This window comes from Chryseobacterium indologenes (genome assembly GCF_001295265.1).
Classification (GTDB): domain Bacteria; phylum Bacteroidota; class Bacteroidia; order Flavobacteriales; family Weeksellaceae; genus Chryseobacterium; species Chryseobacterium indologenes_A.
In genome coordinates this window covers 131,652-157,072 of sequence record NZ_LJOD01000003.1, presented here as the reverse complement: position 1 = coordinate 157,072, position 25,421 = coordinate 131,652, and the positions used below count along the sequence as shown (strand labels likewise).

Genomic DNA, 25,421 nt, shown 5'->3' with positions numbered 1-25,421 from the left:
CAAAAGGGTACCACAACAAAGAACGAATTAATTAGTATTACTATCTTTGTTACAAACCTCATCGCATTTGAAACTGAAAATCAACACAAGAAAAATCTTAAGGCGTATTGTAATAACCTTTATTTCAATATTGGTTTTACTTACCCTGCTGATACTCAGCCTCAGACTCCCTGCCGTTCAGAATTTCATTAAAGACAAACTGATTGTATATCTTGAAAAAAAGATCAAAACCAAAGTAAGCCTTGAAAAGGTATACATAGGGTTTCCCAACAGCCTTGTCATGCAGAACCTTTATCTGAAAGGTCAGGAAGTAGACACCCTTCTTGCTGTCAGGAAACTGGATGTAGGTTTAAACATGCTGAAGCTGATCAATTCCACAGCAGATATTACCTCTGTAGACCTGGAAGGAGCCCGTGCCAATGTAGTACGAAAACCGGACGGAAGCTTCAATTTTGATTATATCATCAATGCCTTTGCAACCAGCGACAAAGAGGAAAGCCCTTCCAAACCTTTTATTATTTCCCTGGATAAAATCAATTTAAAAGATATTGGCGTTACTTTCAACGACCAGCAGTCGAGAAATGACATCAAGCTTTACTTCAGATCTTTTGATACAAGGGTTAAGACTTTCGATCTCAATAAAAACACCTACGCTGTCAACGACATCAATCTTGACGGCCTGAAATTAAAATTAAAACAGGATCTTCTAGAGGAAGTTTCTAAAAAAGTAGAGAAAAAAGTAGATTCCCTGAACGATAAAAAACCAATGAGCATTGGTTTAAGAGGAATTAAACTTACCAATTTCGATATTGATTACGGCGATGACAATACCAAAACTTTTGCTAAAGTCTTATTCAAGGAACTAAGCACCAAAGTTAACAAGCTGGATCTGGAAAACAATGCCTACAATATTTCCAACGTCGTGCTTTCAGGTGCAGATATCAATGCGAACCTTTATCTTCCGGCACAGAATGCCAATCCGAAAAATACAAAGGAATCTGAAGTTTCAAAAGTTTCCGATAAGGATAAAGCCTTGAAACTCATTCTTGGAAAACTTGTTCTTAATGATGTAAAAGCTGTTTACAACAATACAGCCATCGCTCCAACCAGGTCCGGTATGGATTTCAACCACCTGAATTTTTCAAAAATGAATGTGGAGGTAAGAAGCTTCAAAATGGAGAACAATACTTTTGCAGGAACGGTTAATTCAGCGGAAATTCAGGAGTCTCGTGGACTGAACATTCAAAAGTTCAATACAGATTTTGTGTATGCTGAAAAAGAAGCATATCTGAAAGATCTTTACCTGCAGACTCCAAAGACGATTATCCGGGATGAAGTGGTTTTAAATTATGATTCTGTTGATCAGCTTACTTCCAATCCGGGCGCCGTAAAAATTGCAGCCAACATCAAAGACTCAAAAATAGGGTTCTCTGATATTCTGAATATTGTTCCTGCTTTACGAAGTACCGTTCCGTTCAATAAATATCCTAACGCGGTGCTGAATGTCAATGCCAATGTAAAAGGAAGCATAAATGACCTTCTGATCCAGAATTTAAAAGTTTCAGGACTGGATCAGCTAAGAGTAGCCGCATCCGGAAGAATCAGAAATGCAATGAATCCAGATCATCTTTATTACGATCTGAGAATCGGGGAATTTTCCGCAGAAGCTAAAACCGTGTTCAATCTGGTTCCGAAAAATACAATTCCGCCCACCATTTCCCTTCCGTCTCATTTCAGCATCAAAGGAAATGCAAAAGGAACCACCAAGGTAATCAAAACAGATCTTAACCTCTACTCTACCCTCGGCAATGCCGCAGTGGCTGCAGATGTTGATATGAGCAGAAAAAACCATGAGAGATATAATGTAAAAGCCAATCTTCAGGCTGTTCAGATCGGAAAAATCATTCAGAATAAAGATATAGGATCTGTTACGGCACAAATCTCAGCCAAAGGCGAAAGTTTTGATTTCAAAAATGCCAATGCTGATCTTAAAGGTCACGTCGTTTCGGCAGTGTACAAAGGTTATCGTTACCAGAATATGGATGTTACAGGTACCATAAAAAGAGGAGCGTACCATATTGTTCTTAACTCAAAAGACCCTAATGCTAATCTGGATTTAACAGCTTCGGGAATTTATGATGATAAAAACCCTACGGTAAAAGTCAATGGTGAGGTTATCAAACTGGATGTGAATAAGCTTGGCTTCTATGAAAAACCGATGATCATTGCAGGAAAGATTGATGGAGATTTCACCAATCTGGACCCCGACAACCTGAATGGCTCCCTTAATCTTAAAGATTTTGCCTTTTCAGACACCAAAGAAGTATATCCGGTGCAGGAAGTGAATGTAAAAGCTTCTTCCACACAGGATTCAACACAGATTATTTTCAATTCCCAGATCGCGGATGTTTCTTTAAAAGGAAAATATAGGCTTACCCAGATCTTCGGATCTTTAACCCAGACCATCAATCAGTATTACCAGTTTCAGAAGCCTGGAAAAACAGAGAAAGTAGATCCTGGACAGTTTTTCACCTTCAGCGCCAAAATCAAAAATGATGACCTGATCCGCAAGTTTGTACCGGAACTGAAAAGTTTTGAGACAATTAACCTGGTCGGAAACTATGATGCAGATTCTCAGAAAATAGAAATTGACGGAGCAATTCCACAGCTGCTGTATGGTGAAAATACGATTGAGAATGCTACCCTGAAAGTTACCAATGAAAATCAGGCTCTTCAATACGGCCTTAATGTAGCTGCTTTAAAAAGTTCAAGCTTTACCCTGAATAAAGTCAGTGTAAACGGTGATGTGGCAGACAATATTATCAACTATAATATTACAACCAAAGACGCCAAAGATGCCACACAGTTCCTTATTGCCGGAAATGCAAAATCACTGAATGACATTACTGAGATTTCGCTGAAACCGGACGGGTTAAAATTAAATTACGCAGACTGGAATGTGGCGGAAAACAATAAGATCCAGATCAGCAGCAAAGGAATTTTAGCAGACCATTTCATTCTTTCCAATGGCGGCAGTGAGATTGCACTTCAGTCGGAAAGTGAAAATCCTGCAAGCCCATTGAATGTTGCCCTGAAAGATTTTAAAATTGAAACAATAACAGAGCTGATCAAAAAAGATACGGTTCTGGCCCGTGGAACAATCAACGGAACAGCCCAGCTTCGTGATCTTACCAAAAATATGACCTTTACTTCGGATCTTAACGTATCTGATCTGATTGTTTACGGAAGTCCGGTAGGAAATCTCGCGGTAAAAGTAAACAATACTTCACCGAATATTTTAAATGCCGATATAGCCCTTTCCGGAAATAATAATGATGTAAAAATCCTGGGAGACTATAATACTTCTGCCAGTACATTTGATCTGAATATGGCAATCAACCAGATTCAGATGAAGAGCATCCAAGGATTCTCCATGAATGCAATCACGAATACAGAAGGATATCTTTCCGGGAATTTAAAGATCACCGGAACAGCCGATAAACCGAATATTTTAGGTAAGGTAAAATTCAATGATGCAGGTCTGGAAATTGCCAAAACGGGAAGTGATTTCAGAAAACTGAATGATGAAATTGACTTTACCAGCCGCGGTATTGAGTTCAACCGATTTAAAATTAATGATAAAGACGGCAATTCTCTGGTCGTTAACGGGCAGGTTCTCACGCAGACTTACAGGGATTTTGCCTTTAATCTTAATGTGAATGCCAAAGACTTTAAAGTGGTAAACTCTGAAAAATCCAATGATGCAATGATGTACGGTGTTCTAGCTATTGATGCAGGGCTTCGCATCCGCGGAAACCTTGATCTTCCGAAAGTGGACGGAAGGCTGAGCGTGGCAGACAATACAGATTTTACTTTTGTTCTTCCGCAATCCAGCCCTTCACTACAGGAAAGAGATGGAATCGTAGAGTTCATTGACCAGGATCAGGTTGTTCTCAATAAAACCATTAAAGCCGATTCTCTTAATGCACAGAGCCGCATCAAAGGAATGGACGTAAGCGTCAATATTGAGGTGAGCAAAGAGGCCAAGCTTTCACTGATCATCGATAAGGCAAACGGTGACTTTGTACAGCTCCAGGGTGAAGCAGAATTAACCGGAGGAATTGACCCTTCCGGAAAGACGACCCTCGTTGGGGTGTATGAAGTAGAAAAAGGAAGTTATGATCTTTCCGTAAGTTTCCTTAAACGTAAGTTTGATATCCAGAAAGGAAGCACAATTACCTGGACCGGAGAGCCTACAATGGCCCAGATGGACATCACTGCCGTGTATAAAACAGAGGCTCCTCCGATTGACCTTGTGGAACAGCAGATCAGTGGTGAAGCTGCCTCTACAATGAACCAGTATAAGCAGAGAATTCCGTTCAATACTTTATTAAAGATGAAAGGAGAACTTCTGAAACCACAGCTGAGTTTTGATATTACCACAGACGAGAAAAACAATGCCATTTCATCTAACGTAAAGGATGTTATCGATCAGAAGCTCATCCAGCTCAGAACCCAGGAATCCGAGTTGAATAAACAGGTTTTCGCGTTGCTTATTATGAACCGTTTTATCGGTGAAAATCCATTTGAAAGCGGTGCCGGAATGTCAGCCGAAACAATGGCCCGACAGAGTGTGAGCAAGATTCTGTCCCAACAGCTGAATAATTTTGCAGCCAGCCTGATCAAAGGAGTGGATCTTAATTTTAATCTGGATTCTTCGGAAGATTATTCTACCGGACAAAAGAATACGAGAACCGACCTGAATGTGGATATCAGTAAAAAGCTGTTGAATGACAGGCTGAAAGTAACGGTAGGAAGTAATTTCGGACTGGAAGGCCAGGCCCGTCAGAATGAAAACATGACGAATATTGCCGGAAATGTGTCTGTAGATTACAGCCTTTCCAAAGACGGCAGATATATGCTGCGTGCTTACCGTAAGGATGAATATCAGGTGGCTCTTCAGGGGCAGATCATAGAAACCGGAGTTGGATTTATCATTACCCTGGACTATGACAAATTCCGGGAGATTTTCCAGAAAACCAGAGAGAAGAAACCGAAGAAGAATCAGAATAATCAAGTTGTAGAATTTAAGTAATGAATCATACATTCCATACCTATTGTAAATACCTGTTGATTTCCGGATTGGCAGTAACTGCCATTTCCTGCAGCAATACCAGATTTCTGAAGGAAGGCCAGATGCTTTACACAGGCGCTGAGGTAAAGATTGAAAATGACACGATTTCGAAGAAAGAAAAGAAGGATCTTCAGACCGCTCTGGAAGCCAATCTTACCCCAAAACCCAATTCTACATTTTTGGGAATGCGCCCGAAGCTGTATTTTTATAATATCGCCAAAGAGCCTAAAAAGGATAAGGGCTTTAATTACTGGCTTAAATATAAAGTGGGTGAAAAGCCGGTATTATTAGGTGATGTAGACCGTGAATTCAATAAAGATATTATTGTTAATTATTCTGAAAACAAAGGATATTTCAATGCAAAAGCTACTTATGACACCGTTTCAAAAAATAAAAAAGCCCAGGTAATCTATAAGGTGAGGCCGGGTGCAAGATACATGGTAGAGGGAGTAAAGTTCCAGAAAGACTCTACTTTGGTTAATCAGGAAATTCAAAATATAGCTGATAAAACATTTCTTAAAAACGGAAAGCCTTTTGATCTGGACGTCATCAAAGCTGAACGTGAAAGAATTGACAATGGCTTAAAGGAAAGAGGCTTTTACTATTTCCATCCCGACAACATCATTGTACAGGCAGACAGTACTGTAAGCAAAAACCATAAGGTTGAACTTAATGTAAAACTTAAAGATAATACTCCGGATCTGGCCAGGCAGCAATTCAGCATTGATAAGGTGGTGGTATTTCCCAATTATAACATTCAGGACGTAAAAGACGGAAAATATTCTATCCCCATGGATAAAGACTCTCTTTCTAAATATGCTTTTGATGACATCTACGTCATTGATCCGCAGCATAAATTCAAACCGAAGATTTTCGACAGGGCTTTATACTTTAAAAAGGGAGATCTTTACAATCGTTCTAATCATAATCTTACTTTAAACAGGTTAATCAGTCTCGGTGTTTTCAAGTTTGTAAAGAATGAATTTATTGTTTCGGATTCTCTGAATCATAAATTTGATGCTTATTATTTGCTGACACCAAGACAGATTCAGTCACTTCGTCTTGAAGCACTCGGAAGAACCAATTCCGCCAACTATGCCGGTAGTGAGCTTAACCTGAACTGGACCCACCGAAATTTCTTCCGTGGTGCTGAACAGTTTAAGGCATCTATTTACGGAGCTTTTGACTTCCAGATGGGCGGTCCTGAAAATGCCAATAACATTTTCCGTGGAGGAACGAATGTACAGCTTTCTATTCCGAGAATTGTAGCGCCATTCCGTTTTCATTCTTCCAGCGAATTTGTGCCAAGAACGAATATTTCTTTGGGGTATGAATTCCAGAACAGGACAAAATATTATACGCTTAATAATTTTACCGGCTCATTCGGATATGTTTGGAAAGAAAATGCAAGAAAAGAACATGAGCTGAAAGTGATTGATATTACTTTGGTATCTCCGGCCAAAGTTACCGCTGAATATGATTTGATCTCGGAAAACAACCCTGCCATGCAGCGTATTGTACAAAAGCAGCTGATTTTTGGACCTACTTATTCCTATACCTATACGAATACGATGTATCCTAAAAAGAATACCGTTTATTATAAAGGAACCCTTGATCTTGCAGGAAACATCACGGGACTGGTAACGGGAGCTGATGTAAAAAAGGATAAGGAAAAAAAGATTTTTGGAATTCCTTTCAGTCAGTATGTAAAAATGGAAAACGACTTCAGGTTTTATCATAAATTCACTGAAAAATCATCTCTTGCAACCCGTTTCATCGGAGGAATTGCCTATCCGTATGGAAATTCAGAATTCATTCCATTCTCCAAACAGTTTTTCTCAGGAGGAAGCAACAGCATAAGGGCTTTCCGTGCCAGAACGCTGGGACCGGGAAGTTTTGATCCGAGAACGATAAAGGAAGGAGCTTATTTTGATCAGTCCGGAGATATTAAGCTGGAATTAAATGCCGAATACCGTGCGAATCTTTATAAATTTTTAAATGCAGCCGTATTTGTAGATGCCGGAAATATCTGGCTGATCAATAATGATGACAAAAGACCGGGAGCTAAATTTTCAAAAGAATTTCTGAGTGAAATTGCCGTGGGTGCCGGAGTGGGTCTGAGACTTGATTTTTCCATATTAATTTTAAGACTGGATCTGGCCATGCCTTTACGTGTTCCTTATTATGAAAAGGGAAACCGCTGGGCATTTGACAAAATCAACTTCGGAGATCCGGGCTGGAGAAAAGATAATCTTATTTTAAATATAGCCATCGGATATCCTTTTTAATATGATCAATACTATAAAATTTTTCTGGGAAGTCCTTAAGGAAACCTTTGCTGAATGGAACAGCTCTTCCGCATCAAAAGATTCGGCAAGTCTGGCTTATTATGCAATCTTTTCTATCCCGGGATTATTGATCATTATTATCTGGATTGCCGGAAATTTCTTTGGTGAAGAAGCCATCCGCGGAGAGATCAGCCATCAGATCAGCGGCATTATGGGAACAGATGTTGCCAAAAGCATTGAAAACATGATCGCCGGTGCACTGATCGATAAAGAGAATATTGTTATGAAAACGGTAGGTGTGGGATCACTTGTTTATGGTTCCACTACTCTGTTTTTCCAGCTTCAGCATTCCCTGAATAGCTTGTGGGATATACAATCCGCTCCTAAAAAAGCACTTATAAAATTCCTCCTGGACAGGGTCAATTCTTTAGGCATGATCCTTATATTAGGTTTTTTATTAATGATCACGATGATTCTTTCTTCTTTAATCAGTATTTTTAATAAATTAATTACCCAGTATTTCGGTTTTGAAACGTATATGCTTGTAGAAACTGTTAATTTTATCGTAGGGTTCGGATTTGTAATGCTCCTTTTTGCGCTGATGTTTAAGGTTCTTCCGGATGTAAAAGTAAGCTGGAAGCCTGTATGGAAAGGAGCTTTTCTTACCGCCATTCTGTTTACTTTAGGTAAATTCCTGCTAAGCCTTTACTTCGGAACCGCCAAACCTACTTCTGCTTTTGGAACGGCAGGAACCGTAATCTTAATTATGATGTGGATCAATTATTCCTGTATGCTGGTTTTCTTTGGAGCAGAGTTTACTAAAGTCTACGCTTATAAAAAGGGGTATACGATTGTTCCGTCAAAACACGCAAAATGGAGCGATGCGAAATTGTATGAGGATAGGATGAAAAAAGAAAATACGGAGAGTCTGGATTGATTGGGAATATTTAAATTTAGATGGGCTGAAGCCATTTTGATACCGTTTAATCAATAAAAAAACCTCCCGAAAATCTCAGGAGGTTTAACTATTTACATTCTGTTTACAGTTCCGATTCCGAGGAGAGCCAGCGATTTTTTGATTGTTTTCGCGGTAAGGTCTGATAAATTCAGACGGAATTTTTTCACCTCTTCGTCTTCAAGCTTCAGAATAATATTGCTTTGATAGAACGAGTTATAAGATTTAACCAGATCATAAACATAGTTAGCTACTAATGCAGGGCTTAAAGCCTCTGCTGCTTTTTCCACTACTGTTTTATAATTGGCAAGAAGCATGATCAGCTCTTTTTCATATTCATTTAAAGCTACTTCTGAAATTTCCGTGTAATCTCCTTCTGCTTTTGACAACAGGGATTGAATACGGGCGTAGGTATAAAGAATAAATGGTCCGGTATTTCCTGAAAACTCAACGCTTTCGTCAGGGTTAAACAGCATTTTCTTCTTTGGATCTACTTTCAGCATAAAATATTTAAGGGCTGCCAATCCAATGATCTCATAGGAAGCTTCTTTTTCTTCATCAGAAAGGCCTTCCAGTTTTCCTAATTCTATGGTAATTGACTTTGCGGTCTCATACATTTCCTGCATCAGGTCATCAGCATCTACTACGGTACCTTCACGGGACTTCATTTTTCCTTCAGGAAGTTCTACCATTCCGTAAGAAAGGTGATATAAATGATCTGCCCATTCATATCCTAATTTTTTCAGGATTTTAAATAAAACCTGGAAATGGTAATCCTGTTCGTTTCCTACGGTATAGATCAGCTTCTGAATATCATTATCTTTAAAACGTTCCACAGCTGTTCCCAAGTCCTGCGTCATGTACACTGAAGTACCATCGGAACGTAATAACAGTTTCTGATCAAGACCTTCATCGGTAAGATCGCACCATACCGAGCCGTCTTCTTTTTTGTAAAGAACTCCTTTGTCAAGCCCTTCCTGGATAAGATCTTTTCCAAGCAGATAAGTATTGCTCTCATACTGAACCTGGTCAAAGTCAACGCCTAATCTTTTATAGGTTTCATTGAATCCTTTGTATACCCAGGAATTCATTTCTTTCCAGAGATTTCTTACCGTCTGATCCCCATCTTCCCAATCTACAAGCATTTTTTGAGCTTCTTTCATGACCTCGGAAACAGGTTTGCAAATCTCTTTAAGGTTAGACTTTTCAGCTTCAAGTTTAGCCTCAGCTTCTAAAACATCTTTAAAAATAGCAAGGAAGGTATTCGTCTGTTTTTTAATTAATTTAATTTCTTCTTCATCTGCTGTTTTTCCTTCACCCTCTTTTTTACTTACTGCTTTTAATACTGAGTTAGGTATTTTGGATAGAAGCAGATCATTTTCCAAAGCGTCCTTTAAATGGATTTCAAACTGAGGATGCAGATTGGAAACTTCGCTATAATCCAGATTGTCCAGCAATTCTTTTTTCTTGGCCTCAAGAATATCTATTTTACCATTTAAATTGGCAACTTCTGCTTTCTTGTTGGTATCAAAAGTGTCAAAATTGTTTTTTCTGAAGTCTTTGTAAATAATATTAACCTGTCTTTTCAGTTCTTTATCAAACTCCACATAATAATTCCCGACAAATTTATCTCCTTTGGTATGGGTTGTTTCCGGGGTATCTCCATTTCCGAATTTTTCCCATGCCAGCATAGATTTACATATATGAATTCCTCTGTCGTTAATAATCTGGGTTTTGATCACATCATATCCGGCTTCTCTTAAAATCTGCGCCACAGAAAATCCTAACAGGTTGTTTCTGATGTGTCCCAGGTGAAGTGGTTTATTGGTATTCGGTGAAGAATATTCCACCATTACGGTAGAATTTTTCTTTTCTATGGTATCAATATCTCTGTTTACAGATCTGAAGTTATCCACAAATAACTGGTTATTCACTTTAACGTTAAGGAAACCTTTTACCACATTGAAACTTTCAAAAAGGTCGGTTTGCTCCGTTAAAGCCTCACCTAATTCTACCCCGATGCTTTCAGGGTTTTTCTTCAGCTGCTTTACCAACGGAAATGTTACAATGGTAAAATCACCTTCAAATTCTGTTTTATTTTCCTGAACTTCCAGATTGATGCCTTTTAACTGGTATACATTTAAAATGACTTCCGAAAGTTTTTCTTCTATATTATTTTTAATATTCATGTCTGTATTGATTTTTCCAAAGGCTTATATGGAATCACCTTATCTGATCTCAAAATTTCGAAATACAAATTTAGTGAAATAAAAAAGACTTCATTGACGAAGTCTTTAAATTTTTGAAAGGGTTAAGGTATCTTTCAAACTATCCGGAATTTCCAGGAACAGGATCAAAGATAGGCGGGCTCTTAAAAAATGAAAAAATTGATTTCATAAAAAAACCACCCGAAGGTGGTTCTATCTAATCTATTAAGGTTCTCTTTTAAAAACTAAGACAGCCTCATCATTACCAGGAACATTATCCAGATTTTTAGAACTATCAGTAATTCTGAGTTCAATATCGGAAAGCCCTTCTATATCTTTTTTTAAAGTTTTAGTTGCTCCTGCTTCTGTATACGATAATGTTAAACTATTGTAAAGTTTATCATAATTCCATTTACCGGAAAAAGAATCCGGATTTATACAATTACCGGAAACCTCATCTTTAGTATATCTTTCATAAACACCTGAAAAATCCGTGTTAATAAGTATCTGACCTTTCTTTTCGCAATCATCTACTGGGTAGTTCTTACCTTTATATTCATATTTTACAGGTTTCCAAACTCCATTAATGCTTGAAGTACTTTCTGTTGTATTGTTATCCCTTTCGTCATCGTTACATGAAGCTAAACACAATACAGCAATAAGGCTGATAAAAAATCTCATAATTAAATTTTTACTGATTTGAACAAAATATTCCTGTACTAAAATAACAGGAATATTTTATTCTATAAAATTTGTTAATTGATATCCCAGAATATTTTAGTTGTCACCTCGTCTCCTCCAATTTTCGCAGCAGCTTTAGTCACATTACTATTATTAAGTAAATACTCCTGATCTGAATAAGGCATCCTTACAGGAACATCTGCTACATCAGAGTTTGCTGGATTTTGGAAGACAGGATAATCTAATCTTCTTGTAAAGTTCCATGCCTGGAATCCTTTATTAAACATAGCAACCCAAGCCTGCTCTCCGATAGATTTTTTCCAATTGGCCGCATTATATGGATTTGCAGCAATAAAAGCACTTACAGCTGGGCCACTTACCCCATATTCTGTCATTGAGGCAGTAATCGCTTCACCATACAAAGTGGAAGCTGCTCCTCCAACACTGTAACCTCTAGCTGCTGCTTCTGTTCTTAAGAACATAATCTCTGTATAATCCAGTAAGAAACCTTGTGCATTTTCTCCTGAAATAGAACTTTTAAAATGTGAGTAATCATTAAAAACGTTCTGATCCCCATAAACTCCTCCAACATATGCACCACCAACAGTAGTGAACCATGCATCTCTTCTTGGGTCTGCTGTAGTATTCATAAAATCTACCAATACATCAGAAGGAACAAAATCATTTCTTCCCGATTGAATTACATCCTGATAAACAGGATTAGATAATAATCCGGAAGGGAACGTCTGTAATCCAAAGTTATCACTTTTATCTGCAAATAAACCTGCATTATAAGCTGCCTCAGCATAATTTTTAGCTAATGTAGGCTCTACATCTGCAAGGGTTACAGCCAATCTGAATTTTAAAGAATTCCCCATTTTCTTCCATTTAGTCATGTCCCCTTTATAGATAAGGTCTTTATCATAACCTGTTTCGGAAGTATTAATTAATGCAAGCGCTGCATCAATCCTCTTAATCAGATCTAAGTAGATTACTTTCGCATCATCATATGGAATTTCTGCATTTCCTGGATTTTCAGCTGTTGCTTTTAGAGCTCCAAAATAAGGGATATCCCCATAAGTATCTACTAAACCAGCCCATGCATATGCATTTACCAGTTCTATCATGGCAATCCTGTTATTCTTTTGTACAGCACTTCCTTCTTCTGCTTCAAGGAATTTTCTAGCATCTCTTAATGCCGAAAGTACTCCCGGAGAATTTATTGTGGCCGAGGAGGACGCCATTATACGATTATAATGGTTTCTTGGAATAGGCCTTGTTGACATATCATAGTTACTTTCGTCAACATAAGTTGTCTGTGACCATTGCTGAGTAAAAAATCTGCTTATATTTCGGTTGACATTCGGAGTAAGTGTCTGATCGAGCAATGCATGTTCCGCACTGGCAAAAAGTACTCCCGAAGGAACTACTGTAGGGTGTTTCGGATCTTCATTAAGAGAAGTAATATCTCTTTCACACGAAGTAAAAGTCAGTGCCAATGAAGCGAAACCTATGATTAAAAATATTTTTTTCATTTTTTAGAATTTTAAAGTTATATCTATCCCAATATCACGAGTAGTAGGTAAAACTCCGATGGAATTACCTCTGGCAGCTAAGCCGTTCCCGGTACCTGCTTCTGGATCTGCATAAGGTAAATTCTTATGAATAATCCAAAGGTTTCTTCCCACGATTGAAATTTTGGCATCGCGAATTGAAGTATTAGCTAAAATTGATTTTGGAAGGCTATAGCCAATACTGGCTTCTCTCAGTTTCACATAAGATGCATCATAAACAAATCTTTTATTCGGCATTCTTCTATATCCATCAACATTTCCAAAAGAGCCTGGATTAATTGTTGGGGTAGTATTTACATTACCATTCGGATTAACTCCTGGGTGTACTAAACCGGTTTCTCTATAATCTCCAGTTTCCGCGTATAATCCGGTAGCAAGACCATATCCCATATCTGTAGAATATACATCTCCACCATGCTTCACATCAATAAGGAAGCTAAATGAAAAGTCTTTATAACGGAAACTATTTCTTACTCCTCCAATCCAGTCCGGTGTAATATTTCCTATAACCTGATTATCTTTTCTCAGATACCTTCCTGTAGCCGGATCAATTACTTTATCTCCATTAGCATTGTATACATAATCTGATCCTACTAAAGCTCCGAAAGCCTCACCAACACGTGCATTCAATGAAACTCCACCCTGATAACTTGCAATTAAATAGTTTTTAGAATCACCATTTAACTCAACTACTTTACTTTCATTCTTTGACCAGTTAATATTTACATCCCAAGTAAAATTATTGGTTTTAAACGGAGTTCCGTTCAATTGTACTTCTATCCCTTTATTATCGATCTGTCCAGCATTTACAAGGAAAGTTCTATATCCTGTGGCAGAAGAAACAGGTAAATTAATGATTTGATCAAGAGTCCTTGTTTTGTACACAGCCACATCAAACCCTAATCTGTTTCTGAAGAATTGAGCCTCCATACCAAATTCTGTTTCCTTAGATCTCTGAGGTTTTAAATTTGGATTAGCCAGGAAAAATGGCTGATCAAATAAACCTTCGCCTCTTGCTTTAAAGGTATTTACCAATCTATAGTTATTTGTAGAAGAACCTACTTCAGCATAGTTTCCTCTTATCTTCCAGAAACTCAACCATGGTTGCTTTACAAATTCAGACAATATAACGGCTCCGGTTACAGAATAATAATCATAGCTGTTATTCTTTTTTGGTAAGTTAGAAGACTGGTCCATACGATAGGTACCATCTACGAACAAGAAATTTTTATAATTGAAAGATGCTGTAGCATAAATACTTGAAGTAAGCCATTTTGCATAGTTCTCATCAGGAGGCAGTATTGTTCTTACAGAATTGGAAATTGCAAATAAGCCAGGTTTTGACAACCCTCCTTCTGTACTCATAAATACGTTATCAGTCAAATTTCTTCTGACATTTCCTCCCACAATACCACTAATATTCAAATCAGGAGTTATATCAAACTTATAATTGGCAAATAAATCAAAGTTCATCTCGGTATTCTTCACATTATTTCTTGAATATCCGGAAGTTACATTTAAACCAGAAGCTCCAAATGCTTGTGGAAGTGAGCCATTCATCAACCTTTCTTCTATCACCATTTGTAAATCATCATAGGATAATTTACCTGTAATTCCAAAGTTTTTAGAAATATCATATTTTAACTGGGCATAACTAAAAATTCTGGTTCTGTCATCTGACTGGTAATTCTGATATCTCTGGAAATATGGATTGTTCCAATACTGAGGTGTTCCATCATTGGAAGCTGTACGGTTCCATGAGAAGTTTCCATTGTTTTCATAGGCACTTCTCAGTGCTAAAACATCAACATTGGTTTGCCACCATTGTCTGAAACCTGAAACAATATTATCTGAATATCCGGTTTCATTTCGCCCTTTGGTATCCTGAAGTGTCAGAGTTGTAAAAACCGATGCATGCAATTTATCTGTAAAATCATGATTAAATCTTGCAGATATTGTATTTTTCTTCAGATCGGAATTAGGCATCAGACCATTGGAAAGCATATTGGAATAGGATAGGGAAAGATTAGATGTCTTATTTCCTTTCTCTATGGTAATGGAATTAATATATGTGACTGGTGTTTCAAAAAATTTGATCGGTCCGTTTTTAGCCGCGACCCAAGGTGTTGCTTTTCCATAATTGGGTGAAGATGGATCATAGGAATCCCATTGATAAACCAAAAGATTAGGATTGAAAGCAGGTCCATAAGATGCGTCATCTACGAAGTTCGCATAATTATAGCCTCCAGGTCCTGGATCTTCATTCCAAGAATTTCCTCCATAACCTGCTCCGTATTTAGTCTGGTATTTTGGAAAAGTAGATTTATCAATAAAACCAGCTGTAATCCCGGAGTTTAAAGTTACTCCCCAGCTTCCGTCATCACTTCCTCTGCCGCTTTTTGTAACAATAAGAATAACCCCGTCACTTCCTCTTTCTCCATACAGAGCAGATGCGGCAGCTCCTTTCAGTACGTTGATGGATTCAATGTCTTCCTGGTTGATATCTGACAGGAAGTTACCATAGTCAAATATGGAACCTGTTACGGTGCTGTTATTTACCGGAGATCCGTCAATAACAATAAGTGGAGATCCTCCGGATAATGATTTGTACCCTCTGATAAGTAGATTGGCAGATCCGCCAAAGTTGTTGTTGGTATTTACCTGAAGCCCGGCTACCTTACCTGAAAGAAGGGATGCTACGTTCCCGGTATTCGTTGTCCCGCCGGTTAGTTCCGCCGCTTTTACTTCTTCTGAAGCATATCCTAAAGATTTCTTCTCTCTTTTAATCCCGAGTGCGGTTACTACCACACCCTCGATCTCCTTTGCTTTTATGGTATCCTTCTCCTGAGCGTGAACTACAGCTATTGAAGAGGATACTACCAAAGCAAGAAGGCTTGTTGTTAGTTTCTTCATATCAAATTTATTTGTGACTGTACAAATTTGTAAAACTTTATTAAAATCACAAAGTAAAATATGAAAAAAATATCAATTATTCAAAATTTATTATTTTTTACAACTTATAAATTATTAAATTAAGTTAAAATCAAAATATTTAACAAACACGAAACATTTTACCCGTACTTTTTTTCACAATACCACAATATGTTTTTTATTGATATTATCTATACCCGATATTCATCAATTAACTTAATAACCCATTGAAATTCATTACATTAATACATAAAAATAAATCAAACTCCCATTGATGTGAAAAATAAACAATGTTATGCATATTATTTTTCTCTAAAGAAAAACGACGGAAATCAGCCTTAACAGCACAAAAAAACCGCCCGAAGGCGGCAAAAAAATATGTAAAATTTGTTTAAAAATTAGTTCTTATTCCAAAACGGAGTAAACTGGTTTTTAACGAAAACATCAGCCCCCGACATAGCAGGAACATTGGCAGCATTAGCAGCATATTCCGAGAATGGATAAATCAGTCGATACGGCTTATTCGGCTGTTGGGCTGTAACAGCCATTGGCGTCCATGGATACCCTGTTCTGTTATACTCAATAAACATTTCAGTAGGATTAATATTGGTTAATGCAATCCATTTCTGCGTCATGATCGCCTCAATTTTCTGTTGGGTAGAACCTGTCCAGCCAAGTCCAGGTCTTGTGTTAGCAGTTGTTATATACGTATTCATATTAGTTGCATTGGCACCCAGCCAGGCAGCATGGGATCTAATAGCTGTTTCAAACTTACCCTGTGCACCAAAAGTAAAAATAGCAGGCCATCTCAATGCTGCTTCAGCTTGAAGAAAATCACTTTCCGCCTGAGACATCAAGACACCTCCTCTTGCGTTATTTTCGTTAATAATGCTACTCCAGGCTGTTAATGGCTTCTCTGTGAAATTCCCTACTCCCATTTTTGAAGTATTAACATTGCTGATAGGGGCTCCTGGCTGTCCGGGAACAGCTCCCTGCCTAACACCTTTTAATCCGACAAAGGTGTTTCCATTAGCGTCTATAGAGTTAACAGCTGTAAAAAGCCTTCCTCTTCTTGGGTCTTTAAGCCCGGTAAATTTTGAGTAGTTCGAATCATTCAAAATCACATTTCCTTCTAAAGCATTAGCTATATGCTCAGAAGCTACCACTAGCGAATAATTCTGAACAGATGTATTGGCAGAAGTTCTTGCCCAGGTCACAATATAAGGGTTCATCTGGTCATCATTAGCAGCAGTATACCCAGGGTTTACCTTAACTTCTTCCTCTATAAAGTTTACACCGGCCAGAGTTTGTAATTTTGCATCTCTGTATGCGGCAAGATCACCAGTAACTTTAGACATCCTAACCAACATTCTCAGCTTAATTGTATTTGAGAAAGCTTTCCATTTATCCATATCACCGTGGAAAACGATATCTATAGATTCCGGATCTTCTGCATTAGGATTCGCTGCAGCAATAATAGCGTTTGCTTCTTCCAGACTGGTAATCAATTTTTTATAAATATCCGAATCCAGATCATATTTAGGTGTCATATTATCCCTTCCTTTAAAAGCTTCTGAATAAGGAGCATTACCATAAAGGTCAACAATATACTGCATATAAAATGCTTTCATAATCTTTGCAATCGCAATATAATTATCCTGTTTATGATCGGCATTAGGATAGATTTCAATCTGCGCAAAGTTAGCTAACCTTGGATACAGTCCCCAGATTCCTGTATAAAACGTATTATCTACAGATCCTAAATTAAATTCTCTGGAAAATGGTCCTCCAAAGCTATAGGTATTACCGGCCCAGCTGTTCATCATCAGGTTACCAAACTGAACCATTGTTCCAGCCTGTGTTCTGTAAGCCGTACTGATGGCCCCGGGAAGCATAAGGTCAGGCGTAATCTGCTCTGCCTGCATTGCATTCGGGTTATCATTAATATCCAGATAGTCATTGGAACATGAAGGTATCGCTATACTTAATGCAGCAATTGACAGAACTGTTATAAATTTATTCTTTTTCATTTTATTCAATAATTAGAAAGTTACGTTTAAGTTGAAACCAAAGTTTCTGATCGTAGGATATTGCCCTGTAGAAGCTATACCAGCACCATTTCCATTGGTTGTGGCCGTCTCCGGATCTGCATAATTCCTGTTGCTTTTTGCATAAATCGCGAAAGGATTTCTGGCATAAACACCTACAGTTATCGTATTAACAAATGTGCTTTTTAACAATGATTTCGGAATATCATAGCTGAGCGCAATTTCCCTTACTTTAAATGCAGTACCATCAATTACATGCTCTTCACCCACTCTTCGGAAATTTCCTTCGGTGAAATATGAATTGGTTCCAAAATAAGACGGATCATTTCCTACAGGAGTTATATTAGGTACATACTGTCCGTTAACTAACTGAACGGAATTAGGAACAACATATCCCTGATTTCTATCAAATGTTGCAGTCTGCTCAAGATGTCCGGCATAAGCCAATATCTCCTTAGAAAGCGGAACAAAGCTGTTTCCTGTTCTGTAATCAGCAACGGCACTTAACGTGATTCCTTTAAATTTGAATGAAGTACTGAAACCTAAAATATAGTCAGGGTTCACTTTTCCTAATACTTCTAAAGTTGAAGTTGCGAGAGGATTCCCGTTTCGGTCAACAATAATATTTCCGTTTGGATCTCTTTGGTATTTGGTTCCTTTGATCATAGGGAAATCTTCTCCTACAATGGCATAAATTCCAACGGTAGGTCTTGAAAGAACACTCAATGGTGTTTCATCAGAGCCGTCTGCCAGAGAGAGAATTTTTGTTCTGTATGTTGAATATGATCCTCTTACTTTCCACTCAAAATCTTTTGTTTTAATAGGAGTAAACCCCAGATCCAATTCAAATCCCTGATTACGGCTATCCCCAATATTATTCAGAATACTGGTAATTCCTGAAGCAGAAGATGTTGTTACTGAAGTGATCAGATTATTGGTATCATTTCTGAATACCGACCCTTCAAAAGTAATCCGGTCGTTAAAGAAACCTAGCTGTAATCCTGCTTCCTTAGAATTATAAAACTCCGGCTTTACGTCTGGTGCATAAAAACTGGTGGTTGGCAGTGACGATGATAAGTTACCAAAAGGATATCCGGTTGGAAAAGCTCCAACCCGGTCTAAACCATAGACAGGAATGGTCTGTACATTCCCAACTCTACTGAAAGACAAGGTTACTTTAGCATAGTTCAGTACTTGGCCTCTTAAATTCTCAAATGCCTTTGTAGGAATGAAAGCTCCCCCTACAGAATAGTAAGCATATGCTTTATTACTGAAAGGTAAAGCATTCCCGTTAACATCTACCTGATTAACACTGGTAAGGGAACTTTTCTCGTATCTGAATGTAGAGTTTAAAAATAAATAATCTCTATATGCCAAATCTAAATTAGCAAACCAAGCATAAGACCTTGTGCGTGTTTTGGTATTATCAAGGCTATAAAAAGGATCAGGATTTAAAACATTGTTGATATGATACCATCCCGGAATCTTAAGATTAGTACCTCCTACCTGCGCAGTAGATCCGCCTGAATCCTGAATATTATGTCCGACATTAAGCTTCATGTTGATGTTATCCGTAAGCTCATAATCCAGGTTAGCCATTAAGTCTCCATAATATCTGAAGGAAGAGTTAACTGATTTATAATAGTTGGATACAATGGGCTCTCTTCCGAATACATTATCTCCAGGAGAATGCCCATCCAGATAGGTTCCTGTTCCTCCATACACTCTGTCATAGGCAAATGCATTCTGATGTCTTTCTGAAATAGCAGAACCGGAAGCAAAGGTACCTGCATAAGTGAATGATATGTTCTTATTTAAATTATATTCTAAATTAATCAACCCCGTAAACATCCGGCTTTTATTATTATACCTTTCATTATCAATAGTCCAGTAAGGGTTGGTAATATAAATGGAGTGTCCTGCATCTGGAAGAGAATGCCTGAACTGCCTGATATCTACATTGGTAGGGGTTTGCAGCAATTCACCATATAAGCCGGAAGAAGTTTCAGATGTACTTAAGTCCAGATAGTTAATGTTACCATCAATTCTGAAATTTCCGAGTCTTTTTCCTGCTTTAAAGATAATGTTATTCTTTTTTAAATTATCCCCTTCCACAACGAAATCATTCTGAGTTCTGTTGGCAGAAAAGAACGCATAAGAATCCGCTCCGCCTGCAGAAACAGAAACTCCGTTCTGGAAAAGAATGCCTGTTTTAAAGAAATTCCCAACATGATTTTTCTTCGGCGAAAATGTTGTCCTAAGAAACTGATTATCCGCCTGAGGAAGTCCAACAAACAAATCCTGGCCTCCCAGTTCAGAGTTATAAGCAGGGCCCCAGGCGGAATTCTCGTAAGGCGTCCATGTTGTTCCTCCATATTCTGTAGTATTAAACGCATCTCCCGGCCATCCTTGTCCGTAGAGTTTCTGGAAAATAGGCAGTTTATATACTGAGGAAAAATCTACAGAGTTGTTCAATGAAATCTGCAATTTTTCAGCTCTTGATCCTTTTTTAGTTGTTATAACCAAAACCCCGTTACTTCCTTTTTCGCCATACAGAGCAGCTCCCTGCATCCCTTTGATGACATTGATATTCTCAATAATTTCAGGAGGAAGATTCTGGAAAATTCCCATAGTGGAAATTACGCCGTCAATTACAACCAATGCCTGGTTATTCCCGGAAATAGATCTTGGACCTCTTAAAACAACTCTTGTTGTAGAATTAACAGAGTTATTGGTTGTGTTAATCTGCAAGCCCGAAACTTTTCCTGTAAGAGCCTGAACCGCATTTGGGTTATTCGCCTGAGTAATTTCAGCAGCATTTACTACCTGATTGGAAGATGTAACGGCATCCTGTCTTTTCTTGATACCCAATGCTCCTGTTACAACTACTTCCCGGATCTCGGTAGTTCTCAATGTATCACCTTGTTCAGTATTCTGCGCATTGGCCACTGCAAAAGATGAGGTCAGAACTATAACTAAAACACTTGTAGTTAATTTCTTCATAGTTAATTAATTATTTTTTATGATTCACAAACACAAAAAGTCTATTAAAAGGAAATTATTTCAGTTAAAAAATATTAATTTGACAAAAAAATGACACAAAACATTAAATCACACTCAAAAACAAACAGTAAAAACAAAATATTTATTAAAAAAAATAAAAACCAAAACTTTATCAATATTATAATTAATCCCTCCAAAATGAAGCATTATATCTATAAAACACCAATAAGAAAATATCAACCGCATTTTTTACAGAATTTATAATTTCATTACTTTTACATGTATTTTATAAATACTATTCATGGAATTATTACAAAAATGGACAGACCTCTATATCGAAGCAGGATGCGATGAAGTAGGAAGAGGATGCTTAAGCGGGCCTGTTGTTGCTGCTGCCGTTATTTTAGATGACAGCTTTAAGCAGGACCTCGTTAATGATTCGAAAAAGCTTACGTTTAAAACAAGAATGGATCTGGACAGCTATATTAAAGATAATGTGAAAAGCTATGCTATCGCTGAGCTTCCTCCTTCATTCATTGACGAACATAATATCCTTAACGCAAGCATCCATGCTATGCACCGTGCCTTAGATCAATTAACCATAATTCCTGAACTGATCCTTGTAGACGGAAATAAATTTCATCCGTACAACTACATCCCCCACCAGTGCATCATCAAAGGAGATTCAAAAGTATTATCTATTGCTGCTGCTTCTATTTTGGCAAAGAATTACAGGGATAATCTGATGATAGAACTTCATGAAGAATATCCTGAATACGGCTGGAATACCAATTTCGGTTATGCAACCAAAACTCATCAGCAGGCACTTATCAAGCACGGGCCCACAAAATACCACCGACAGTCTTTCAGGTTGAAATACGATTAAAACAAAACAACCTTCCGGTTAAACCGGAAGGTTGTTTATAAATAAAAAAGAGAAGCAGAATTTGCTTCTCTTTTTAGTATAATTTATTTCTTTTTATTTCTTTGATTTTCCTGCATTCTCTGCTGCTCCTGGGCTTTCTCCATCATCTCACGCATTCTCTTCTGGAATTTCCCTTCAGCTTTAGGCTTTTCTTTATTAGCCTGAATCTGAGCATGAATTTTCTTTTCATCAAGAATCCAGTATTTAATTACCAGAATGATCAGGATGTTAATGGCATTCGATACAAAGTAATACCAGGAAAGACCGGATGCTGAAGTATTTAAGAAGAACAGGAATGTAATCGGGAAGATATACATCAGTACTTTCATATTCGGCATTCCTTCCTGCTGAGGCTGCTGCATATTTCCGGAAGTCATTACAGTATAGATAAGGATTACAACGGTACACGCCAGCGCGAAAATACTTAAGTGATCACCAAGGAATGGAATTTTAAACGGAAGCCTTATCAGATCATCATAAGCAGTAAGGTCTTTCGCAAACCAGAACCCCTGCCCCCTCAGATCGATAAAGTTAGGGAAGAAACGGAACAGAGCATAGAAAATAGGAATCTGCACTAATGCCGGAAGACACCCCGCCATCTGATTAACGCCTGCTTTTCTGTAGATTTCCATCGTAGCCTGCTGCTTTTTCATTGGATCTGCGTCTTTCAGCTTTGCATTTACCTCATCAATTTCAGGACGGATCACTTTCATCATCGCACTCAGCTTATGCTGCTTATACATAATTGGAGAAAGGATTAATTTAACTAAGATTGTCAATAAGAAAATTGCCCAGCCTGCAGTTAATCCCCAAGATGCAATGAAATTATAAATAGGAATAAAGAATCCTCTGTTCATCCATCCGATGAAAGACCATCCTAATGGAAGAATCTCGTCGAAGTTTTTATCGTAAGATTTCAACAGCGGTAAATCCAATGGCATGAAGTACCAGGTAAAATCCTGATTCAGTTCGCTGCCTGTCATCTGAACAAATCCTTCAAAATTAAGTTTCTTCAGGTATTCCCCTTCTTCGATATTTTCCTGATTTCCTTTACTTTGTGTAAAACCATTTTTAGCTTCAATTACGGAAGAGAAGAACTGCTGCTTTACCCCAATCCAGTTAAGGGTTTCCTTTTCCTCTTCCATTGTTGTTCTTCCGTCATAATCATAATCTTTATAATTATTGAAAGCATAGGAGAATTCTGAGTGAGACTGCTCCTGAGCTCTACCCTTTTCTAAATTTCTCACATTGTAATCCCAGATAAAATCTGCTTTATTGTCTGCGGTAACATTAGCAAGACCTTGCGTTCTTACTTTAAAATCCAGGGTATATTTTGGAAGCAATGTATAGATGAACTGAATAACAGCACCGTTATAGTTAGCCGTCATTGTTACTGCATTACCATTTACCGCAGGCGAGAAAACTAAATCTTTAGTATTGATAATCTTTCCTGTTTTATCTTTAAACTGGAAACCGTAGTTGGAACTATTTTTATTGATCAGGTAAAGCGGAAGGTCTGCTTTATCCGTTTTATGATCATATGCTTTATATTCTGAAAGCTGTACTTTGGAAACCTGCCCTCCCAGACCTGAGAATTCAACATTCAATTCCTTATTAGACAGAGCAGCCGTCTGAATTGCATTGGGAGTGACATTTGGATTGATATTGCTGGCCTGAGTCTGTTTTACGGCATTTTTAACCTGTTCAGTTTTCTGCTGCTGGGCTTTCAACTGCTCTTCTTTAGACTGTTTGTTCTGGAAATAGAACATTGCACCGAAGAGAATCAGGCATAAAACCGCGAAACTAATCATTTGACTTTTATCGATTCCGTTGTTTTGTTGCATTTTATTTTTATTAAAAATTTTAAACTTTAATAAGCAATAGGAGTATTACTTTTTTGAGCTGACAAAAATACTGTTTTTTTATCAAAACTCTATGCTTTACTGCGTTACTATATAATAAACTCAAGCTGAGAATAATCAGCCTGAGTTTATATTAAGACGTTTATGATAAAAAATTACCTTATTTCTTTATTTTTTTTCACAAGCTTTAATGAAAGCTCTGAATAAAGGATGCGGTGTGGCTACCGTACTTTTATATTCCGGATGATACTGCACTCCCACATAGAACGGGTGATCAGGCAGCTCAAGTGCTTCTACCAATCCTGTTTCAGGATTAGTACCCGTTGCCAGGAAACCGTTCTTTTCAAATTCCTGAAGATAGTCACTGTTGAACTCATAACGGTGACGGTGTCTTTCGGAAATATTTTTGCTGCCATAAATTTCAGATAACTTGGAACCGTTTTTCAAAGCGCATTTCCAAGCTCCCAGACGCATTGTTCCTCCTTTATCAATTACATTCTTCTGCTCTTCCATTAATGAAATTACCGGATCAGGAGTTGAAGTATCAAATTCCACGGAATTGGCTTTGGTATGTCCAAGAACATTTCTGGCAAATTCAACGGTCATGATCTGCATTCCCAAACAGATTCCAAGCATCGGAATTTTATTTTCTCTGGCATATTTTGCAGTAAGTACCTTTCCTTCAATACCTCTGTCCCCGAATCCTGGAGCTACAAGGATTCCGTTTACACCTTTCAGCGTTTCTTTAATATTATCTTCTGTAATATCACCACTGTATACCCATCTTACTTTTACCTCGGTTTCAAGGTCTGCACCGGCATGTTTAAATGCTTCAGCAATAGAAATATAGGAATCCTGTAAGGAAACATATTTTCCTACCAGCGCAATTTCCACTGTTTTCTTAGGATTCTGGAATTTTTTAAGGAAATTTTTCCAGTCTTTAAGATCGGCGTCTTTATCGCTTTTCAGATCCAGCTCTTTCAGAACTACATCATCAAAATTCTGCTTCTGAAGATACATTGGCACCTCGTAGATGGTTTCCATATCCTTACATTCAATTACATTCTCCAACGGAACATTACAGAACTGCGCCAGTTTTGATCTCTGATCTTTTGGTATTTTATGTTCTGTTCTGCAAACCAGGACATCTGCCATAATTCCGCTTTCCATCAGTTGACGAACAGAATGCTGTGAAGGTTTTGTTTTCAGTTCACCGCTTGATGCCAGGTAAGGAAGCAGGGTAAGGTGGATCACCATAGAATTATTCTCTCCCAGTTCCCACTTCAGCTGACGAACTGTTTCAATATAAGGAAGCGATTCAATATCCCCTACAGTTCCTCCGATCTCTGTAATAATAATATCGTAGTTCTGTTTTGAAAGGATTTTGATTCTGCGCTTGATCTCGTTGGTGATATGAGGAATTACCTGAACTGTTTTTCCAAGAAAATCTCCTTTTCTTTCTTTTTCAATTACAGTCTGGTAAATTTTTCCTGTGGTAACGTTGTTGTTTTGGGAAGTAGGAGCATCAAGGTAACGCTCGTAGTGACCTAAATCCAGATCCGTCTCCGCACCATCTTCGGTTACATAGCATTCTCCGTGTTCATAAGGATTCAGTGTTCCTGGGTCGATATTGATATAAGGATCAAGTTTTTGGATCGTTACATTAAAACCGCGTGATTTTAGCAGAAGTCCCAGAGAAGCAGACACGATTCCTTTTCCCAAAGATGAAGTTACACCTCCTGTCACAAAGATGTATTTTGTATTCTTTTTACTCATTAGATTAGGTTTGTGCAAAGTTAGGGGAAAAAGAAAT

Annotated in this window: 12 protein-coding genes; 4 read left to right on the top strand and 8 right to left on the bottom strand. The window is 37.8% G+C overall.

Features of this window, described 5'->3' with window-relative positions:
- The first annotated feature begins 67 nt into the window (after positions 1 to 67).
- The 3 genes from AOB46_RS06805 to AOB46_RS06795 are packed head-to-tail and all read left to right on the top strand — an operon-like array spanning position 68 to position 8,359.
- Positions 68 to 5,095, top strand: a complete 5,028-nt coding sequence (locus tag AOB46_RS06805) for a translocation/assembly module TamB (protein ID WP_082377032.1) — start codon at positions 68 to 70, stop codon at positions 5,093 to 5,095.
- The gene (locus AOB46_RS06800; RefSeq protein ID WP_062697617.1) at positions 5,095 to 7,422 is read left to right on the top strand and encodes a BamA/TamA family outer membrane protein; all 2,328 of its coding nucleotides are present in this window, start codon (positions 5,095 to 5,097) and stop codon (positions 7,420 to 7,422) included. The genes AOB46_RS06805 and AOB46_RS06800 overlap by 1 nt, the downstream gene beginning before the upstream one ends.
- Before the next feature lies 1 nt (position 7,423).
- Entirely contained in the window at positions 7,424 to 8,359 is a 936-nt protein-coding gene (locus tag AOB46_RS06795; protein WP_062697615.1) for a YihY/virulence factor BrkB family protein, read from the top strand.
- A gap of 92 nt (positions 8,360 to 8,451) precedes the next feature.
- Here AOB46_RS06795 and argS read toward each other — a convergent pair whose 3' ends face one another.
- The 6 genes from argS to AOB46_RS06765 all read right to left on the bottom strand — a co-directional run bounded on the left by argS (position 8,452) and on the right by AOB46_RS06765 (position 20,821).
- Complete coding sequence (argS, locus tag AOB46_RS23805; RefSeq protein ID WP_062697613.1) at positions 8,452 to 10,566, bottom strand: arginine--tRNA ligase; 2,115 nt, start codon at positions 10,564 to 10,566, stop codon at positions 8,452 to 8,454.
- A 243-nt stretch (positions 10,567 to 10,809) separates the two neighbouring features.
- Complete coding sequence (locus AOB46_RS06785; RefSeq protein ID WP_062697612.1) at positions 10,810 to 11,265, bottom strand: lipocalin family protein; 456 nt, start codon at positions 11,263 to 11,265, stop codon at positions 10,810 to 10,812.
- A gap of 74 nt (positions 11,266 to 11,339) precedes the next feature.
- Positions 11,340 to 12,800, bottom strand: a complete 1,461-nt coding sequence (locus AOB46_RS06780) for a SusD/RagB family nutrient-binding outer membrane lipoprotein (protein ID WP_062697610.1) — start codon at positions 12,798 to 12,800, stop codon at positions 11,340 to 11,342.
- A 3-nt stretch (positions 12,801 to 12,803) separates the two neighbouring features.
- Positions 12,804 to 15,752, bottom strand: coding sequence for a SusC/RagA family TonB-linked outer membrane protein (locus AOB46_RS06775; protein WP_062697608.1), 2,949 nt, complete (start codon positions 15,750 to 15,752; stop codon positions 12,804 to 12,806).
- A gap of 416 nt (positions 15,753 to 16,168) precedes the next feature.
- Positions 16,169 to 17,800 carry a SusD/RagB family nutrient-binding outer membrane lipoprotein gene (locus AOB46_RS06770; protein WP_062697606.1) on the bottom strand — a complete coding sequence of 544 codons (1,632 nt, stop codon included), beginning with the start codon at positions 17,798 to 17,800 and terminating at the stop codon, positions 16,169 to 16,171.
- Positions 17,801 to 17,812: 12 nt separating this feature from the next.
- The gene (locus tag AOB46_RS06765; RefSeq protein WP_062697604.1) at positions 17,813 to 20,821 is read right to left on the bottom strand and encodes a SusC/RagA family TonB-linked outer membrane protein; all 3,009 of its coding nucleotides are present in this window, start codon (positions 20,819 to 20,821) and stop codon (positions 17,813 to 17,815) included.
- Positions 20,822 to 21,122: 301 nt separating this feature from the next.
- Between AOB46_RS06765 and AOB46_RS06760 the strand changes: the two genes are divergently transcribed.
- The gene (locus AOB46_RS06760; RefSeq protein ID WP_062697602.1) at positions 21,123 to 21,707 is read left to right on the top strand and encodes a ribonuclease HII; all 585 of its coding nucleotides are present in this window, start codon (positions 21,123 to 21,125) and stop codon (positions 21,705 to 21,707) included.
- Between the two features lie 83 nt (positions 21,708 to 21,790).
- Here the strand turns inward: AOB46_RS06760 and yidC are convergent, their stop codons facing one another.
- Positions 21,791 to 23,590 carry a membrane protein insertase YidC gene (gene yidC / locus AOB46_RS06755; protein WP_062697600.1) on the bottom strand — a complete coding sequence of 600 codons (1,800 nt, stop codon included), beginning with the start codon at positions 23,588 to 23,590 and terminating at the stop codon, positions 21,791 to 21,793.
- Between the two features lie 186 nt (positions 23,591 to 23,776).
- Positions 23,777 to 25,384, bottom strand: coding sequence for a CTP synthase (locus tag AOB46_RS06750; protein ID WP_062697598.1), 1,608 nt, complete (start codon positions 25,382 to 25,384; stop codon positions 23,777 to 23,779).
- Positions 25,385 to 25,421: the final 37 nt, after the last annotated feature.

What these genes read in the sequence shown, in the direction of transcription:
- AOB46_RS06795 (WP_062697615.1), top strand. Translation starts at nt 7,424, where the DNA reads ATGATCAATACTATAAAATTTTTCTGGGAAGTCCTTAAGGAAACCTTT.
- argS (WP_062697613.1), bottom strand. Translation starts at nt 10,566, where the DNA reads ATGAATATTAAAAATAATATAGAAGAAAAACTTTCGGAAGTCATTTTA.
- AOB46_RS06760 (WP_062697602.1), top strand. Translation starts at nt 21,123, where the DNA reads ATGGAATTATTACAAAAATGGACAGACCTCTATATCGAAGCAGGATGC.
- AOB46_RS06765 (WP_062697604.1), bottom strand. Translation starts at nt 20,821, where the DNA reads ATGAAGAAATTAACTACAAGTGTTTTAGTTATAGTTCTGACCTCATCT.
- AOB46_RS06775 (WP_062697608.1), bottom strand. Translation starts at nt 15,752, where the DNA reads ATGAAGAAACTAACAACAAGCCTTCTTGCTTTGGTAGTATCCTCTTCA.
- AOB46_RS06750 (WP_062697598.1), bottom strand. Translation starts at nt 25,384, where the DNA reads ATGAGTAAAAAGAATACAAAATACATCTTTGTGACAGGAGGTGTAACT.
- AOB46_RS06785 (WP_062697612.1), bottom strand. Translation starts at nt 11,265, where the DNA reads ATGAGATTTTTTATCAGCCTTATTGCTGTATTGTGTTTAGCTTCATGT.
- AOB46_RS06800 (WP_062697617.1), top strand. Translation starts at nt 5,095, where the DNA reads ATGAATCATACATTCCATACCTATTGTAAATACCTGTTGATTTCCGGA.
- AOB46_RS06770 (WP_062697606.1), bottom strand. Translation starts at nt 17,800, where the DNA reads ATGAAAAAGAATAAATTTATAACAGTTCTGTCAATTGCTGCATTAAGT.
- AOB46_RS06780 (WP_062697610.1), bottom strand. Translation starts at nt 12,800, where the DNA reads ATGAAAAAAATATTTTTAATCATAGGTTTCGCTTCATTGGCACTGACT.
- yidC (WP_062697600.1), bottom strand. Translation starts at nt 23,590, where the DNA reads ATGCAACAAAACAACGGAATCGATAAAAGTCAAATGATTAGTTTCGCG.